Annotated in this window: 18 protein-coding genes; 9 read left to right on the top strand and 9 right to left on the bottom strand. The window is 35.2% G+C overall.

The window, feature by feature from the left end:
* The first annotated feature begins 1 nt into the window (after position 1).
* On the top strand, positions 2 to 1,270 hold the full coding sequence (locus LQ227_RS18730; RefSeq protein WP_230140005.1) for an aspartate kinase: 1,269 nt from the start codon (positions 2 to 4) through the stop codon (positions 1,268 to 1,270).
* A gap of 152 nt (positions 1,271 to 1,422) precedes the next feature.
* On the top strand, positions 1,423 to 2,610 hold the full coding sequence (locus LQ227_RS18735; RefSeq protein ID WP_230140004.1) for a class I SAM-dependent methyltransferase: 1,188 nt from the start codon (positions 1,423 to 1,425) through the stop codon (positions 2,608 to 2,610).
* A gap of 478 nt (positions 2,611 to 3,088) precedes the next feature.
* Here the strand turns inward: LQ227_RS18735 and LQ227_RS18740 are convergent, their stop codons facing one another.
* From LQ227_RS18740 to LQ227_RS18755, 4 genes are all read right to left on the bottom strand, one after another.
* Complete coding sequence (locus tag LQ227_RS18740) at positions 3,089 to 3,286, bottom strand: cold-shock protein (protein ID WP_029276380.1); 198 nt, start codon at positions 3,284 to 3,286, stop codon at positions 3,089 to 3,091.
* 207 nt (positions 3,287 to 3,493) lie between these two features.
* The gene (locus LQ227_RS18745) at positions 3,494 to 4,129 is read right to left on the bottom strand and encodes a peroxiredoxin (RefSeq protein ID WP_215127985.1); all 636 of its coding nucleotides are present in this window, start codon (positions 4,127 to 4,129) and stop codon (positions 3,494 to 3,496) included.
* Between the two features lie 165 nt (positions 4,130 to 4,294).
* The gene (locus LQ227_RS18750) at positions 4,295 to 5,389 is read right to left on the bottom strand and encodes a S1C family serine protease (RefSeq protein WP_215127987.1); all 1,095 of its coding nucleotides are present in this window, start codon (positions 5,387 to 5,389) and stop codon (positions 4,295 to 4,297) included.
* Positions 5,390 to 5,395: 6 nt separating this feature from the next.
* Entirely contained in the window at positions 5,396 to 5,962 is a 567-nt protein-coding gene (locus LQ227_RS18755; protein WP_230140002.1) for an RNA polymerase sigma factor, read from the bottom strand.
* Between the two features lie 201 nt (positions 5,963 to 6,163).
* On the opposite strand from LQ227_RS18755, the gene LQ227_RS18760 reads away from it, so the two are divergent.
* The 6 genes from LQ227_RS18760 (at position 6,164) to LQ227_RS18785 (ending at position 9,553) form a co-directional block, all read left to right on the top strand.
* Entirely contained in the window at positions 6,164 to 6,385 is a 222-nt protein-coding gene (locus LQ227_RS18760; protein ID WP_055911571.1) for a hypothetical protein, read from the top strand.
* 145 nt (positions 6,386 to 6,530) lie between these two features.
* Positions 6,531 to 6,749 (top strand): hypothetical protein, encoded by a 219-nt coding sequence (locus LQ227_RS18765; protein ID WP_057934271.1) that lies wholly within the window; start codon positions 6,531 to 6,533, stop codon positions 6,747 to 6,749.
* Between the two features lie 131 nt (positions 6,750 to 6,880).
* Positions 6,881 to 7,102, top strand: a complete 222-nt coding sequence (locus LQ227_RS18770; protein ID WP_230150516.1) for a hypothetical protein — start codon at positions 6,881 to 6,883, stop codon at positions 7,100 to 7,102.
* 139 nt (positions 7,103 to 7,241) lie between these two features.
* A complete protein-coding gene (locus tag LQ227_RS18775; RefSeq protein ID WP_116251791.1) occupies positions 7,242 to 7,439 on the top strand; it encodes a hypothetical protein in 198 nt (65 codons plus the stop codon).
* 128 nt (positions 7,440 to 7,567) lie between these two features.
* A complete protein-coding gene (gene purB, locus LQ227_RS18780; protein ID WP_230139998.1) occupies positions 7,568 to 8,914 on the top strand; it encodes an adenylosuccinate lyase in 1,347 nt (448 codons plus the stop codon).
* 87 nt (positions 8,915 to 9,001) lie between these two features.
* Positions 9,002 to 9,553 carry a NifU family protein gene (locus LQ227_RS18785; RefSeq protein ID WP_057934267.1) on the top strand — a complete coding sequence of 184 codons (552 nt, stop codon included), beginning with the start codon at positions 9,002 to 9,004 and terminating at the stop codon, positions 9,551 to 9,553.
* A 168-nt stretch (positions 9,554 to 9,721) separates the two neighbouring features.
* Here LQ227_RS18785 and LQ227_RS18790 read toward each other — a convergent pair whose 3' ends face one another.
* The 5 genes from LQ227_RS18790 to LQ227_RS18810 all read right to left on the bottom strand — a co-directional run bounded on the left by LQ227_RS18790 (position 9,722) and on the right by LQ227_RS18810 (position 14,826).
* The gene (locus LQ227_RS18790; RefSeq protein ID WP_230139997.1) at positions 9,722 to 10,510 is read right to left on the bottom strand and encodes an inositol monophosphatase family protein; all 789 of its coding nucleotides are present in this window, start codon (positions 10,508 to 10,510) and stop codon (positions 9,722 to 9,724) included.
* 56 nt (positions 10,511 to 10,566) lie between these two features.
* Positions 10,567 to 11,715 (bottom strand): prolipoprotein diacylglyceryl transferase, encoded by a 1,149-nt coding sequence (locus LQ227_RS18795; RefSeq protein WP_230150518.1) that lies wholly within the window; start codon positions 11,713 to 11,715, stop codon positions 10,567 to 10,569.
* A gap of 394 nt (positions 11,716 to 12,109) precedes the next feature.
* Complete coding sequence (gene mtaB, locus LQ227_RS18800; protein ID WP_230150520.1) at positions 12,110 to 13,432, bottom strand: tRNA (N(6)-L-threonylcarbamoyladenosine(37)-C(2))-methylthiotransferase MtaB; 1,323 nt, start codon at positions 13,430 to 13,432, stop codon at positions 12,110 to 12,112.
* Positions 13,433 to 13,660: 228 nt separating this feature from the next.
* A complete protein-coding gene (locus LQ227_RS18805) occupies positions 13,661 to 14,206 on the bottom strand; it encodes a hypothetical protein (protein ID WP_230150522.1) in 546 nt (181 codons plus the stop codon).
* Between the two features lie 50 nt (positions 14,207 to 14,256).
* The gene (locus tag LQ227_RS18810) at positions 14,257 to 14,826 is read right to left on the bottom strand and encodes a UbiX family flavin prenyltransferase (RefSeq protein ID WP_230150524.1); all 570 of its coding nucleotides are present in this window, start codon (positions 14,824 to 14,826) and stop codon (positions 14,257 to 14,259) included.
* A gap of 698 nt (positions 14,827 to 15,524) precedes the next feature.
* On the opposite strand from LQ227_RS18810, the gene LQ227_RS18815 reads away from it, so the two are divergent.
* Positions 15,525 to 17,378 carry an ATP-binding protein gene (locus LQ227_RS18815; protein WP_230150526.1) on the top strand — a complete coding sequence of 618 codons (1,854 nt, stop codon included), beginning with the start codon at positions 15,525 to 15,527 and terminating at the stop codon, positions 17,376 to 17,378.
* The last annotated feature ends 22 nt before the right edge of the window (positions 17,379 to 17,400 follow it).

Genomic DNA, 17,400 nt, shown 5'->3' on the forward strand with positions numbered 1-17,400 from the left:
TATGGATATTTTTAAGTTTGGTGGTGCCTCGGTAAAAGATGCAGATGGAGTGAAAAATCTGGCCAATATTGTCCGCGATTACAAAAAAGGAAACCTTCTGATTGTAATTTCGGCGATGGGTAAGATTACTGATAAACTGGAAAAGTTAACGCAGGCATTTTTATCACAAAGTGATGAAGCGCATGCAATTTTTGATGAGATTAAACATTTCCATTTCAGTATTATAGATGAGCTGTTTCAAGGCAAAGCCAATCCTGTTTATGATGATGTGGCTAACACATTTGTTGAAATTGACTGGCTGATTGAAGATGAACCGGATAACAACCCTGATTACATATACGACCAGATTGTATCTATAGGAGAAGTGGTTTCTACAAAAATTGTGGCAGCCTGGTTAAACGAAACAGGTAATAAAGCCCTTTGGATAGATGCTCGAAACTATATCCAGACTGACAATACCTACCGCGAAGGAAAAGTAGATTGGGCAAAAACCAATCAGATTATACAAAAAGACTTATTACCACTCTTAACCGACAACATTATTGTAACACAAGGATTTATTGGCGGCACCAGCGAAAACTACACCACAACTTTAGGCAGGGAAGGTTCTGACTATTCGGCAGCCATATTTGCTTCCTGCTTAGATGCCGCTGCACTAACCATCTGGAAGGATGTTCCCGGGGTATTAAATGCAGATCCGAAATGGTTTGATGAGACAGAAAAAATTGCCCAGCTTTCTTATCACGATGCGATAGAGCTTACTTATTATGGTGCAACGGTAATCCATCCAAAAACAATAAAACCACTTCAAAACAAAGGAATTCCGCTTTTTGTGAGGTCATTTATTCAGCCAGAAGGCTCAGGAACAGCAATTACCAAAGAAAATAACCCATTGCCTATTCCCTCTTTTATTTTTAAGGTTAACCAGGCGTTGATTTCTATTTTCCCAAAAGATTATTCTTTTATTATAGAAGAAAACCTGAGCAATATTTTTGAGCTTTTCCATACACACCGGATCAAAATCAATACCATGCTTAACTCTGCTATCAGCTTTTCGGTAAGCGTTGATGATCACCCTACTCAAATTGAAAAACTGATCAAAGACCTTTCTCAAGAATTTACAGTAAGATACAATAAGGGTCTGGAACTGGTAACCATCCGCTATTATAACCAACAAACTATTGATCGTGTAACGGTTGATAAGGATATTTTATTGGAAGTTAAAAGCCGTCATACCTGCCAGATGGTGATGAAGAATCGAACCGTATAAATTTGCTCATTGAAGATTAACTGCGTTCGTCATTTCGACCGCAGTGCTCCAAAGGGACTCCTTCGGAGGTGAAACCTATCTAAATGAGATTTCTCCATTTTGTTGCGCTCCAGTCGAAATGATGGCCTCTTTTGAAATGACATAACTAAACAATGAACAATAAACTTTTAGCCAAAGCCGTACAAGACTATATCAACGCAAATTTAAATGCTGATGTAAATCAGATTGCTTTAGCAAAAAGTCCGTTCGAGGGTATTACTGCAGCCGAACTGGCCACACAAATTACCGCAAAAAAAAAATCTGAAAAAAAATTACCAACCTGGTTTAATACTCAGAATATTTATTATCCTCCTGTATTATCCATCGAGCAAACTTCTTCTGAAATTACGGCGAAATACAAATCGAAACTAGCCAAAGGCAACACTTTAATTGATATTACCGGAGGTTTCGGGATTGATAGCTACTACTTTTCCAAAAAGGTAAAAGCCGTTACACATTGTGAAATTAACCCTGAGCTATCTGTAATAGCCCAACATAATGCACAGGCATTACATGCAACAAATATCGAATTTAAAGCAGAAGACGGAATTGCTTACCTCCAGACTAGTGATGCATCATTTGATAGCATTTATGTAGATCCTGCCCGAAGGGCCGAAAAGGGCAAAGTTTTTATGCTAAAAGACTGTACACCCGACATTGCAAGTAACCTGGATACCATATTAGAAAAATCTTCTAGAATAATTATCAAAACTGCTCCTTTACTTGATATTTCAGCAGGATTATCAGAATTGAAACAAGTTAGCGAGATTCATATTGTGAGTGTAAAAAATGAGTGCAAAGAGCTTTTATGGATCATCGATAAAGGCTACAATGGTGATACGAAAATTATAGCTGTAACCCTAAATAACGGGATTGAAAAAGATTTTTCCTTTTACAGATCAGTTTCAAATGGTTCAATTCAGTTTATTGATGATTTAAACACTGGTGATTACTTGTACGAACCAGATGCTGCTTTACTAAAATCGGGTGCTTTTAATTTAATTGGCACCACTTACAATCTTTTAAAACTACATCCTCAAACACAGCTATTTAGTTCGGCTATTGTAAATAAAGATTTCCCAGGCAGGATATTTAAAATTGAAGCCGTACTCAGCACCGCAACACTTAAGAAACAAGGAAATTTAAAGGGAAATGTGATTGTGCGGAACTATCCGGCAAAGCCTGAAGATTTAGTTAAGAAATATAAAATAAAAGCAGATCAAAATCAGTTTTTAATTTTCACTAAGGTGGGCAATGGAGAAAATATCGTTGTTAAAGCATCAATTATACAGTATTATTAGGTTGTCATTCTGAGTATAGCGAAGAATCTTTTATCTATAAAAAACTTTAAAACTAACGACCAACTACTTTTTTTCGGGAAGCAGGTTCAGAAGCATTTGGATTATTACAATCTCGTTCCCACTTCTGCTGATGAAAAAAAATCAGCATCTCGTCCAAGATCAGGTTTAGCTGGCTTACATAGCGCAACTGTCTGAGGTAAGATAAACCCGACCGACAGCGTTATCCCGATTTAACATTTATTTTTATTTGTACAGGATTTCAATCGGGATTAAGCAAAGGGCGGGACTATCGGAACCGATTACCGCAGCAGTTGCTTTTCAAAGAACAACTTACTTCATGATTGGCAAAGAAAAAGAGTCATGCCACTCTTAACTACGATACTCAGATTCTTCATTGCATTCAGAATGACAGAAACACAAAAAGCCTCTCAATAGAAAGGCTTTTTGTAGTGATGAAGAAATAATCTTATATTATTGCTTAAACTTTCTTAACATTTACTGCCTGTAAACCTTTTCTGCCTTCAGCTACTTCAAATTCTACTGTGTCGTTTTCTTTCAAGCTTTCGATTCCACCTAAAACATCTTTAAAATGTACAAATAAGTCTTTATTGTCTTCTTGTACAATAAATCCGAAGCCTTTTTGAGTGTTAAACCATTTAACTTTTCCGGTTGCCATAAAAAAATAAAAAATTGTATAAAATAAATAAACCTTTTACGCCTTGATCAGCATTTCATTTAACCAATTGAGTATTAATATGAATAAAACAACCAGTTTAAGCGTTAATATTGAAACAAAACTACCAAATATAATAAATTATGAATATAATGCAAGCCATTTCTGGCCATTCAACAAGAATGTTGCGTTATTAAATAAATTTTTGGATTATTTATTTGGTTGAGGCGTAGTACGTAAATATGGTTTAATTACTTGGTGTCCTTTAGGAAATTTAGCTGGAATATCTTCCGTTTTAATGCTGTTTACCACAATTACATCTTCTCCATCTTTCCAATCGGCAGGCGTAGCCACACTATAATTGGCTGTAAGCTGTAAAGAATCAATCACACGTAACACTTCATTAAAATTTCTTCCTGTTGATGCTGGATAAGTAATGATTAATTTCACCTTTTTATCAGGACTGATTACGAACAACGAGCGAACTGTTAAAGTTTCTGAAGCATTTGGGTGGATCATATCATAGAGATTTGCCACCGTTTTGTCCGGATCTGCAATAATCGGGAATTCGACAGAAGTATTTTGAGTTTCGTTAATATCATTAATCCATCCTTTATGCGACTCGGCAGAATCAACGCTTAAAGCCAAAACCTTAACGTTTCTTTTTTCAAATTCGCCTTTTAAAGCCGCAGTTCTACCCAGTTCTGTAGTACAAACAGGGGTATAATCGGCAGGGTGAGAAAACAATACTCCCCAGCTATCGCCTAAATAATCGTAAAAATCTATTTCCCCAATGGATGTGTTGGCCTTGAAATTCGGTGCGGTATCGCCTAATCTTATACTCATGATATTATTAATTTAATTTTGATTAAAACAAATCTAAACAATACTATACTAAATACATAGATTTAATATTATCTTAAGACCTCCAAATTACAATTCCAATAAAAAAACCCCGAAGAATTTAATCTACAGGGTTTAAGAATATTAATTTGTTTGGGGTGTTTGCGTTTAGTATGCTTTTATCATAAATACATAATCCTGTATTTTTTCGATCTGTTTGGTGCGTTTTAAACCAGACAGCAAGCTCTTCTTGTTGGCAGAAAGTTTATTTACGCCTAGTGAATCCTGGGGAATGGCCCTCATTGCTTCTAAAATATATTTTGATTTAATGGCAAAGGCTGCACCTTCTGTCTGATCTGGCTTACCACTGATAATACCTACCAAATTTCCGTTATTATCTAAAACAGGCCCACCGCTATTACCCGGATTAACTGAAATGGCTACCTGATACTGAGTGGTATCACCAATAAAACCATTTTTAGAACTCACGTAACCTTCTCCAAGCACAGCATCATCTTTTGGATAACCTAAGGTATATACAATTTCACCGATGTTACTTGTATTCCTTTTAATGGTGTATGGAATAGATGATAAGTTACTGAAGTGTTTATCGTTTATTTTAAGAATTGCAATATCGTTTTGAGGATCTGTGTAAACTGACTTTACCTTGAACGATTCTCCTCTACTGTTTTGCACATATAAAGAATCAGCGCCATTAATAATATGCAGGTTGGTTAAAATGTACCCATTTGTAGAAATAGCAAAACCAGTACCACCAAAACTATTCTGAGCATTTGGCTTACCAGAAGTTGTATTATTATGCTTAATATTTCTGATTAAGCTATTTTGTGTTTTAATAGCATTATTTACCTGGTTGCTTAACTGCCTGTAACGCTCTGCCTGTTGAGTATTATGCTGAATAGAGTAGATAGAAACCAGAGAGAGTACAACAAAGGATGCTGCAACTGCAATTGCAGATTTATGTTTGCGCCACAATTGAACCACGCGTGAAGGATGAGGCCTAAGTGTAGAAGCCAATCCCTCCACATCAATTTCTGAGTGAATATGATTTAACTGTTCCTTTAAGCGCAACTGCTCAGCAAATGTTCCCATAGATTCTAAAAAGAACTTATGCGAAACTACTTTATGATCTACTGTGGCATCATTACGACGTAACTGTTCAAAAGCTTCAGTTTCCTGTGCATTAAGTTTACCTAAAAGGTAATCTTCAATAATTGCATCTAACTCCAAATCGTTTCTCATTTCAAATTATGGTTGAAAAAATATTTTCTTTAACCTTTGCAGGCATTTATATTTCTGCGTTTTTGCATTATCGGTATTGGTATAGCCGAACTTTTCGCAGATATCCTGCATGGATAAATTTTGGATATAAAAATCCTGAATAATGGTTTTACAAGGTTCGCCCAGATGATCGAGTGCCGATTGCATTTTCACAAAAGCAGCATCCTTTTCTTCATGGTGCTCTACATCTTCCTCAACAGCAAATACATCTTCATAATCAGTAATATTACCGGCTTTTTTACTGTTTAGGCTAAGTTTTTTTAGCCAAATACGCCGACATACCGAATAAATGTAGGTTTTGAGTTTGCTGCTCAGCTCAAAATTGCCTTCCTTAATTTTGTTATATAAAATTATTATACCTTCCTGATAAACATCTTTTGCGTCATCTTCATCACCGTTATTATTCAGGATAAATTGCAAAACCATTGCATAATAAGCCTTGTATAACTTGTTAAGTGTATCTTCTGAGTTATTTAGAATACCTAAAATAACCTCTCTATCTGTTGGAACTGAACTCTTTAAACTGTTATTCACTAGTTAATACATTTTTCTATAAATAGTAACCCAATATTAGACAAAAAAATATTTATAGCTACTATAATTGCTTAATACAAACTTAAAGCAAACGGTAACCCAAACCTCAAAAAAAAATATTTTAACTTTTTTGTAAATTATCGGGTTACCTTTTTACCTTTGCGGCATTAATAAGAAATTAATTACTTAAAAAATTCAAAAATGAAAAATGCATTCAAATTAGGCTTTTTAGCTTTAGCTTTATCTTTATCAGTTGTTGCTTGTAACTCAGAAAAAAAAGCTGAAGGTGCTGATACTACTTTAACTGATTCTTCTACTATCGTTACTGATACTACTGCAAAAGATACTACAGTGAAAGATTCTACAGTAAAAGATACAACTGTAAAAGCTACTACAACTACTACAGAAGAAGTTAAACACTAGTCTAACTTTACTCATAAAAAAAGGCTCCTGATGTAAATCGGGAGCCTTTTTTATTTTTTTTACTTTTTTTTTATTTTTTTGGGTTACCTTTTTAAATAAGTGGTATTAACAGGTAAATTAATTAATTACTTAAAAATACTCAAAAATGAAAAATGCATTCAAATTAGGCTTTTTAGCTTTAGCTTTATCTTTATCAGTTGTTGCTTGTAACTCAGAAAAAAAAGCAGAAGGTACTGATACAACAGCTACAGATTCTTCAACTATCGTTACTGATACTACTGCAAAAGATACTACAGTGAAAGATTCTACAGTAAAAGATACTACTGTAAAAACTACTACTGAAAAAACTGAAGTTAAACACTAGTCTAACTTACTTATAAGAAAAGCCTTTGAAATTCATTTTTCAAAGGCTTTTTTATTTTATCAGAAAAAACGGGTTACCTTTTAACATTTTAGGCATTAATAGTAATAGTAACCCTAAAAACAGATATCAAAATGAAAAATGCATTCAAATTAGGCTTTTTAGCCCTAGCTCTATCTTTAACAGTTGCTGCTTGCGGCGAATCAGGTAAAAAAGCTGATGGTGCTGACACAACAGTTACAGATTCATCAACTATTGTTACTGATACAACTGCTGTTGATACTACAGTTAAAGATTCTACTGTAAAAGACACTACAGTTAAAGCTACTACTACAAAAGAAGAAGTAAAACACTAGTTATTCTACTAAATAACACAAAAAAAGGTCGCGTTTTTATATCGCGACCTTTTTTTATTTAATAAAACAGGATTAATTCTTGTCTTTTTTGCATAAATTAGTAATTAATTAATTTTAAAAACCAAACAAATTAAAAAAAATGAAAAATGCATTCAAAATGGGCTTTTTAGCTCTAGCTTTATCCCTATCCGTTGTTGCTTGTAAATCAGAAAAAAAAGATGGCGCAACTGATTCATCTAAAGTTGATTCTACAGTAGTAGATACTACTGTAAAAGATACTACAGTGAAAGATACAACCGTTAAAGACACTACAGTAAAAGACACAACTAAAAAATAGTTTTAGCTATTACTGCAAAAAGGCCTTGGAAATTCTAAGGCCTTTTTTATTTTATATTAATTTCTAGGAATCAAGACCTTAAAATCCATCAATTGTAGTAAATTTGCGGCAAAAATATAATCCGCATAATGAATTTAACATCACTACAAGCTATTTCACCAGTTGATGGCCGTTACAGAAAAACAACCGAAAGTTTAGCTGCTTACTTTTCTGAAGAAGCCTTAATCAAATACCGTGTTTTTGTAGAAATCGAATATTTTATCGCACTTTGCGAAATCAACTTGCCTGGCTTAGAAAATTTTGATAAAAATCTTTATGCCCAATTGCGCAAAATCCACGAAAATTTCTCAGAAGTTGATGCCTTAGAAATTAAGGAAACTGAAAAAGTAACCAACCACGATGTTAAAGCTGTTGAATATTTTATCAAAAGTAAATTCGATGCGTTATCACTTCAGCACTATAAAGAGTTTATCCACTTCGGGTTAACCTCTCAAGATATTAATAATACTGCCATTCCTTATTCTATTAAATTAGCATTGAATGAAAGTTATTATCCAGCAATTAATACGCTGATTGAAAAGATAAATGCCCTGGCTACAGAGTGGAAAGATATTCCGATGTTGGCACATACACATGGCCAGCCGGCCTCTCCTACCAAATTAGGCAAAGAGTTTTTGGTTTTCGCCGAACGCTTGGCTATTCAGGTAGAAAGTTTAAAAAACATCCCTAATAGTGCAAAATTTGGTGGCGCTACCGGAAACTTCAATGCACACCATATTGCTTACCCTACAGTAAACTGGGTTAATTTCTCTAACCAGTTTGTTAACGAGACTTTGGGCTTAACACGTGCACAACATACTACACAAATTGAACATTACGATCAATTTGCTGCTCAATGTGATGCTTTAAAACGCATAAACAACATTATTATAGATTTGGACAGAGATATCTGGACATATATTTCTAAAAACTATTTTAAACAGAAAATCAAAGCCGGAGAAATCGGTTCGTCGGCTATGCCACATAAGGTTAACCCTATCGATTTCGAAAATGCTGAGGGAAATGCAGGAATTGCCAATGCTTTGTTCGAGTTTTTCGCTGCTAAATTGCCAATTTCACGCTTACAGAGAGACTTAACCGACTCTACTGTTTTAAGAAATGTAGGCGTTCCATTTGGGCATACCTTAATTGCTATTAATTCTACACTACGCGGATTAAATAAGATTTTATTAAATGAAGCTGCTTTACATGCCGATTTGGACGAAAACTGGGCAGTTGTTGCCGAGGCTATTCAAACGGTTTTAAGAAGAGAGAACTACCCTAACCCTTACGAAGCCTTGAAAGAATTAACCAGAACAAATTCAAAAATCAATGCTGCAAGTATTGCTGAGTTTATTGAAGGTTTAGCCGTTTCTGAAACTGTTAAAGTGCAATTGAGAACGATTACACCTTTTAATTATACTGGCGTTTTCTAGTCAAATTAAATTGACGTTAAGCAGACAGCTAACAAAGGTTTTATTAGTGAGTAATTGTTAATTTTGTTTATTCAAATTGATTAAGACATGACGATTAACGTATATACAGAACAGACTCCAAATCCAGCTACCATGAAATTCATGGTAAACAAGCTGTTAATAAATGGCAGTGAGGATTTTGCAACTAAAGAAAGTGCAGAACACTCGCCTTTTGCTAAAGAGTTATTTAAGTTCAACTTTGTTTCTGGCGTTTTTTTCGCCAGCAATTTTGTTACCATTACCAAAACAGATGATGCAGAATGGGCTGATATTGAGGCTATTTTAAAAGAATTTGTTAAGGGAGCTGTAGAATCTGAATTAAAAATTAAAGAAGCAACTACAGAAGAAGCTCCTGCATTTGAGGGTACAGAAACCGAAATTAAAATTCAGCAGATTCTGCATGATTATGTACGCCCGGCTGTTGAACAGGATGGTGGTGCAATTACATACAAATCTTTCGATGAAGGCGTGGTTACTGTAGAATTACGCGGTTCTTGCAGCGGTTGTCCATCTTCTACCATTACGCTTAAATCTGGTATCCAGAACTTATTACAGAGAATGGTACCAGAAGTTACAGAAGTTGTTTCTGAAGCGCTTTAAAATTGTGCATTTTTCATAGTACATATAGTGAAAAGGTCCCGATGAGAATCGGGACCTTTTTTGTTGCAAACGAGTCGTCACCCTGAATTTATTTTACTGCGTAGCTTTCCGCTTCGCTACAGGTCAGGGTCTTTAAGATGCTGAAATAAATTCAGCATGACGAATAGCTTAAAAATACTGCTTAATCGCAGTTAACATTTCAGCCGTAAGTTTACCATTGGTAGCCAATATCTCTCTTTTTTCAAAGTAATTATTTCCACCTGAGAAATCGTACACTTCTCCTCCTGCCTGCTGCACAATAAAGCATCCGGCTGCAAAATCCCATTGCTGCAGATTGTATTCAAAAAAAGCATCGAAACGTCCACAGGCTGTATATACAAGATCTATTGCTGCTGCACCAATTCTACGTACCCCGTGGCTTTTCTGCATCATTTCGGTCAATAATTTTAAATATTGAGGCTGTTTATCAAACTGATAATATGGAAAACCTGTTGCCAATAAACTCGATTTTAGATCAGGATTAGTAGAAACTTTAATTTCTTTCTTATTCATAAGGGCTGGTCCGCCCTTATACGAATAAAACATTTCTCCCCTATTTAACTCGTAAACTACGCCTATAACAGCTAATCCATCTTCATAAAGCGCTACGCTTATGCCATAAGCAGGAATGCCATGAATAAAATTCGTTGTACCATCCAATGGATCAATTATCCAGGTATAGGTCTTACCTGTACGGTTAATGGTTTTCTCTTCGGTTATGAAACCTGCATCGGGAATTAATTTTTCGAGATTTTGAACCAGTTTCTGCTCTGCTGTTTTATCAACATAAGAAACCATGTCATTTAATCCTTTGTATTCTATTTTTTGAACATCAAACTGCATTGCTTCTTTGCGGATAAAATTTCCCGTAAGCCTTACAATCGATATTACTTTTGTACACAGTAATTCGTAATTCATAACTATTTAATAGTAAAACGAGGCGTTTATTTGATGATGAATAAACTTATAGAACATTAAGACAGTTGATTCCTATTCCTTAAAGCATAAACACTTAATGCAATGCCGCCAACAACAAGAAAAGTAGAAATCATTTCTGCCTGGGTAAAAGACAAACCAAAAACATGGTATTTTGAGTTTACGCGGATTAATTCGATACAGAAACGTTCAATACCGTTCAAAATCATGTAAATACCAAACATTAAACCAGGTGCTTTTATTTTATCTCTAATTTTCCATAAAAAGGCAAAAAGAATTAAACAGATAATTACTTCATAAATTGGCGTTGGGTACACCCCTTGAGCCAGTTCATTACAAAATTTACCAGTACAACCAGGAATTGGAATGCCTTCGCCTACTACATTATTCGGGTATTTGTAAGACCACAACCAATCTGGCAACCAGGAAAATGGCTTTGGATTATGATTTGGGATACCCCAGTCGCCATCGCCGGCCAAATGGCAACCAATACGGCCTACCGCATAAGCCAGCATCATTCCCGGCCCGCCTACATCAAGCATATGGAGCGGTTTAATACCATTTCTTTTAGCAATAATTAATACAGCCGCACCGCCGCAAATTAAACCACCATAAAAGGTTAAACCACTAAACGATAATAAGCGTTCTATAGGGTGTTGAACAAAATCATCCCAATACTCTAGGTTATCGAAAAACTTTGCCCCTAAAAAGCCCCAGATAGCCGCCCAAACAATCAGGTTACTCATGGTTTGGTATGGGTGGATGGTTACCTGTGTTTCTTTTGGCTTATCTAATTTATGTTTATTCTTTTCAGTATAATCCCAGTAAGCAAACAAACCGGCGAAAAACAACCCGCCAATTATATTTCCTCTGGTCGAGATTAAGATCGACTGTGCATCATTTACAAAAAGCTTGTAGTTTAACAACGCATAAACCAGTTTATAACCAATAACGAAACCGAAAAGGCCATTCATGATCAACTCTGATGTAGTAGCAGGTTTGCCAACCACAATTGTCTTTTTAATTGGGTGGAGTATACCTAATGCTTCCTTACGCTTAAGCTCTTTGGTGAAAGCCCAGTAACCAGCAACAAACGCCAGTGCTACAAAAACACCGAAAGTATTAAATGGAAGCGGTAAATTAATGCCGAACAAGTATTCTAAAAAATGTGAAACGGTAGGAAACATACAAATAATTTGTTGCGAAGATAGGAAAGAAAGACCAAAGCTGAAAGATTAAAGCGGAAAGCTTAAAGACTAAAGGAGAAAGACCAAAGCTCTTGGTTGAAAGGCCGAAAAAGCGTATAAAAATCTATTTTTTTTTGGAAAAGAGTGGTTCTATATTTCATCGGTTAGTACAGCCCTGCTCTCCACGCTACTCTGTGTTCGCTGCGATCAGGTTTAGTTAACTTATTACATTAGTTCTTAGGGAATTTTCTTTGATCAATCAATATCAATTCCATTATCTATTTTATAATTTTCCATATTTAAGGTCCTTCGACTACGCTCAGGATGACTAATCGAGGAAATGTGAAAATATAAATTTTGACTCAAGACTTCCGTCCAATGACTCGGGACTAAACTAATGATGCGCGTGAATCGTTTCCAGTTCGGCTACTTCTACTTCTCCATCGGCAGTAATTTCTAAAAGCTTAACCGCTTTCAATTCATTTACCATAACCGGATCGTATTTTGCACGTACTTTTACATAGTTTTTAGTAAAACCATGCATGTAACCTGATTTCTGATCTGCCTCGAAAAGCACTTCAGCTTCAGCGCCAATTTGAGATTCGTAGAAAGCCCTACGTTTTTTATCAGATAAAATATGGAGCATTTTACTACGCTCATTACGCTCGCTGCCGGCCACAACACCTTTCATTTCGGCTGCAGCTGTTAATTCGCGTTCAGAGTAAGTAAATACGTGTAGATAAGAAATATCAAGCTGATTTAAAAATTGATAGGTATCTAAGAAATCTTCTTTCGTTTCACCAGGAAAACCAACAATCACATCAACACCAATACAACAATGAGGCATTACTTCCTTAATTTTGGCAACACGTTCTACATACAAATCTGTACGGTAACGACGGCGCATTAAACCTAAAATTTTATCAGAACCCGATTGTAAAGGAATATGAAAATGCGGAACAAACCTTTTCGAGGTGGATACAAACTGAATGATCTCATTGCTCAAAAGATTTGGCTCAATAGATGAAATACGGATTCTTTCAATTCCTTCTACCTCATCTAAAGCTTTAACAAGGTCAAAAAACTTATCTTCACGCTGACCGTTTCTAATTCCGAAATCGCCAAGATTTACACCAGTTAAAACAATTTCTTTAACACCGCTATCTGCAATCATTTTTGCGCGGTTCACCACATTTTCAATGGTATCGCTACGACTTGCACCGCGTGCTAAGGGAATGGTACAGTATGTACAAGGATAGTCGCAACCATCCTGTACTTTCAAAAAAGTACGTGTCCTATCGCCAATCGAATAAGAGGCAATAAAATTATGGTTAACTTTCTCTATATTTTGCTGATGAATAAGGGTTTTCGGTTGCTTGGTTAAATCGGTAATATATTCTACTATCCTGAATTTTTCTGCAGCACCCAAAACCATATCAACACCTTCTATTTCGGCAATTTCCTGTGGTTTTAACTGTGCATAGCAACCTACAATGGTTACAAAGGCATTAGGAGAATATTTTAAGGCTTCTTTAACAACTTTACGGCATTTTTTATCGGCATGCTCCGTAACAGAGCAGGTGTTAATCACATAAACATCGGCCTGATCCTGAAATTCTACTACAGCATAACCCGCATCGGTAAATAACCGACCAATAGTTGATGTTTCGGAGAAATTTAGTTTACAACCTAATGTATAAAATGCGACCTTTTTCATTGAGGCTGCAAAGATAGGAAATTTGTTCGGAGTTGTTGGTTTTGAGTTTTGAGAACTGACAAATTACAGACTATAAATTGTTTGGAACGCATATAGTAGTACCATCTTTTAAACGCAGCTCGTGCATTCCTTCAGGACAGGCTCTTTTCTCACAGCCAGACAAACATATGCCTGAGACTAATAAAACGACTATAATAAAGCTTAATTTTAGCATGGGGTATCGGCTATTTAGTTTGAATTATATAGTTTAATGCATTCTTTTACGGCTTCAAAGCTATAACTATCATCTTTTTTAAATTTTTCCAGCAAGCCTGGATTGTCAGCTATTAAATTATACATACTATCTTTCCGCTCCTTCCGCGAACCAAAGATCTGGTTACTTTTCACTTCAAACAATTGTCCGTTTTGTTTGCTGGCATACCAGATCACCACGTATTGATTATTCCCACTTTGTCTGTAATATTCGAACAAATCAATTTTACCTTTAACCAATCTTTGTAAAAAGTCTGGACTGCTTTTGTCAGGGCGTACTTTAACGAGATAATTTATCTCTTTTTCTACTTTATAAAATTCTTTGGTTTCGCGGATTGGAATTTTATTAAAGCTGGTACCTCCCTCTGGCTTGAACCGATAAAAACCAATAAACTGTTTTTTTATTTCACCTTTTAAAGTGTCATTTTTTGAATTAATCAGAAAATCCTGCTGGGCCTTAACCTGAGAAAAAAAAGCACATAACACTGCACAGCATAAGATAGAGCATAAATATAATTTCATGGAATGATTTTAAATTAATCAAAAATATCTAAACTTTGGCAAAATAACAATTACTGCTCCTGCCAACGATAACTTTCCTGATCAAAACCTGCCAGATCTAATACCCGGCTAATTACCGTGCCGGCAACTTCTTCTATTGTTTGAGGCAAACTATAAAAAGAAGGATTGGCCGGACAGATGATTCCACCCGCTTCAGTTACGGTTTTCATATTGTTGATATGGATTAAACTGAACGGGGTATCCCTTACTACAGCTATTAATTTCCTGCGTTCTTTTAACACAACATCTGCTGCCCTCGAAATCAAATCGTTCGATATTCCATGTGCTACCCTACCCAAAGTTCCCATAGAACAAGGAATGACAATCATGGTATCGTATTTTGCCGATCCTGAGGCAAAAGGAGCATTAAAATCGTTTTTGTTATAAAAGGTAAAGTCTTTAAAATGGTTATAATCCTGGTTTCCAAGTTCGAATTGCCAAACCGCTTTTGCATTATCGCTCATCACTACACCAACTGTCTCAATCTGATCTTTTAATGTTAATAACCGGTCAAATAAAACCTTTGCATAAATAGATCCGCTGGCACCTGTAACCGCAACAATCACTTTCTTTTTCATCATAGCACAAAAATAGTTTTTCTAAATCCATTAAAACAAAAAAGGGCCAGAACATTGTTCTGACCCTACATCTACCTATGAAAAACATACCCTCGAAAGGGTAAGAACAAATATATATAAATTTTTAAAAAAAATTTAGCAAGAAATGTTAAATCGCTTAAATCAAACATTTAATTTAAAAACAAAACATAAAATACTGATTATCAGACAAATAATTTTACATAAAAAACACATAAAAGCTTTTATTCTACTTAAAAAGACATCATTTTTAACAAATTCTCGCTTAAGATTGTCTTACAAATCAGTCATAATCGACAAGTAAGGTCCTATTTTATAATTAGGCTATTGATTTTTACACTTTTGACTTTACAATTTTTTCATATTGATATAACATAAAATCAATTCGATCGGATAAAAATATTAAGGCCATTTTGCAAATATAATCTCCAATGAGTGCCCTTTCGTAACTGAAGAGCAAACGAAATATTATATACCATTTTTTATAAGCACCATATTAACGATAATAGACCAAGAACTAAATAAGAATAAAAATACTGAACCACAACAACTTACAATCAAACAGAAAAACAGCACACTTACTATTTATACCGTTCTGTATGATAAATATTATATCATCCTTACAAATCGGTTGGTGATTAACTGCTTAACGATTATATTTGAAAAAGTGTCAACTTAAATTTATGATAGATTTAGCCTCTCCATTCTTAAAAGCACTGTTAAAACATTCCAAGAACCCCATAATTATTTTTAAGGTAAAGCCGATATTGGTGGTGGTAGAACATAACGATGCTTACCAAGCTTTAATAGGGCGGGTTGGAGGAAAATTAAAGTTCTATGATATTAACATTATCCCAAATCTCCTGTCTGCTGCTGAAAAGGTACTTCTGATTAAAACAGTTCAGAAAGTAAGTGAGCTTAAAGCAAAAGCTACGCTGGTTATTCATCCCATCTATTCTAACTCGCCAAATGTTAAATGGGAATTGGAATTCTCGCCGGTATTACAAAACGATCGCCCGGTTGAATATATCATCTGTTCATTAAGGGAAATTCCGTTAGACGAAAATGACCTTGAGCATATTTTATTTGAACTTTCAGAAAGTGAAGCACGTTTTAGAGGATTTTTTGAGCAGGCTCCTCTGGGCATGTGCGTATTAAAAGGTCCGGAGCTTATTACAGAATATGCTAACGATAATATATTAAAACTTTGGGGCAAGACAAGGAAAGAAGTAATCGGGATTCCACAAGAAAAGGCACGACCAGAGCTCGAAAAACAACAAGCACTTGTAGCGCATGTTAAAGATATTTTTAAAAACGGCCAACCCTTAACAATCAATGAATTAAAAATTTCGACACCTATTTCAGATGGTTATTTTATAGCTTTTTATGAGCCGTTAAAAAATGATAAAAATGAAGTAAGCAGAATTTTAGTGATTATTAAAGATATTACGGAGCAGGTAAATTTTAAAAAAGAACTACTTAAAGCTAAAGACATTTTAAAAATAGCCATGGATGCATCAGAAATGGGTTCATGGAATATCGATCTGGGAAGCAAACAAATACTTTTATCGGAAAGGGCACAGCAAATTTACGAACTGGAAAATAACAGGCTGGGTATAGAAGAAGCCAAATCACTTATATCTATGGAAGACATCGGGCACCTTACCAGTGGCATCAGACGTGCATTACACCACCGAAATGCTTTTAACATCGAATATCAGATTAATTTGAATGGCATAAGCACTAAAAGCAAATGGTTAAGAACGGCAGGAAAAGCCTATTATAACGAACAAGGAAAAGCCGTTTATATTGCCGGAGCTGTTTTGGATATTACAGAACATAAACAGGACGAAATTAGAAAAAACGACTTTATCGGTATGGTAAGTCACGAGCTTAAAACTCCACTAACATCGTTAAGTGCTTATGTACAACTTTTACAGCATAAATTTAAAGAAACGGATAACGACTTCACTATTCAGATACTTGATAAGATAAATATTCAGCTAAAAAGAATGTCGTTAATGATTGATGGCTTTTTAAATGTATCCTTGCTAGAAGCTGGCAAAATTTTATTGAACAAAACAAATTTTAACCTAGTTCATTTGATTAAAACCATAGCTGAAGAAAATAGAATTGTTTTACCCAGCCATTTCATCCAAGTGATTGGTACGGAAGAAATGATTGTAAATGCCGATATGGAGAAAATCGGCAATGTGATCACTAACCTGATTGGAAATGCAGCGAAATACTCAAAAAAGAACTCTTTAATTGCAATAAAGTGCGAAACACAAAAGGATTATGTAGTTGTTAGTGTGGAAGATGAAGGTATAGGCATTAGGGAAAATGATATACCCAAACTTTTTGACCGTTTTTACCGCGTAGACAGCCCCGACACTAAAACAATTGCAGGATTTGGAGTTGGCCTGTATATTTGTGCCGAAGTAATTGAAAGACATCAGGGAAAAATTTGGGCAGAAAGCAAATTGGGTAAAGGTTCTACATTTTATTTCAGCTTACCCGCTGCAAATGACCTATAAATGTTTAACATTAATTTGCTTT

Source organism: Pedobacter sp. Bi27, from assembly GCF_918698255.1.
In the GTDB taxonomy this organism is placed as follows: domain Bacteria; phylum Bacteroidota; class Bacteroidia; order Sphingobacteriales; family Sphingobacteriaceae; genus Pedobacter.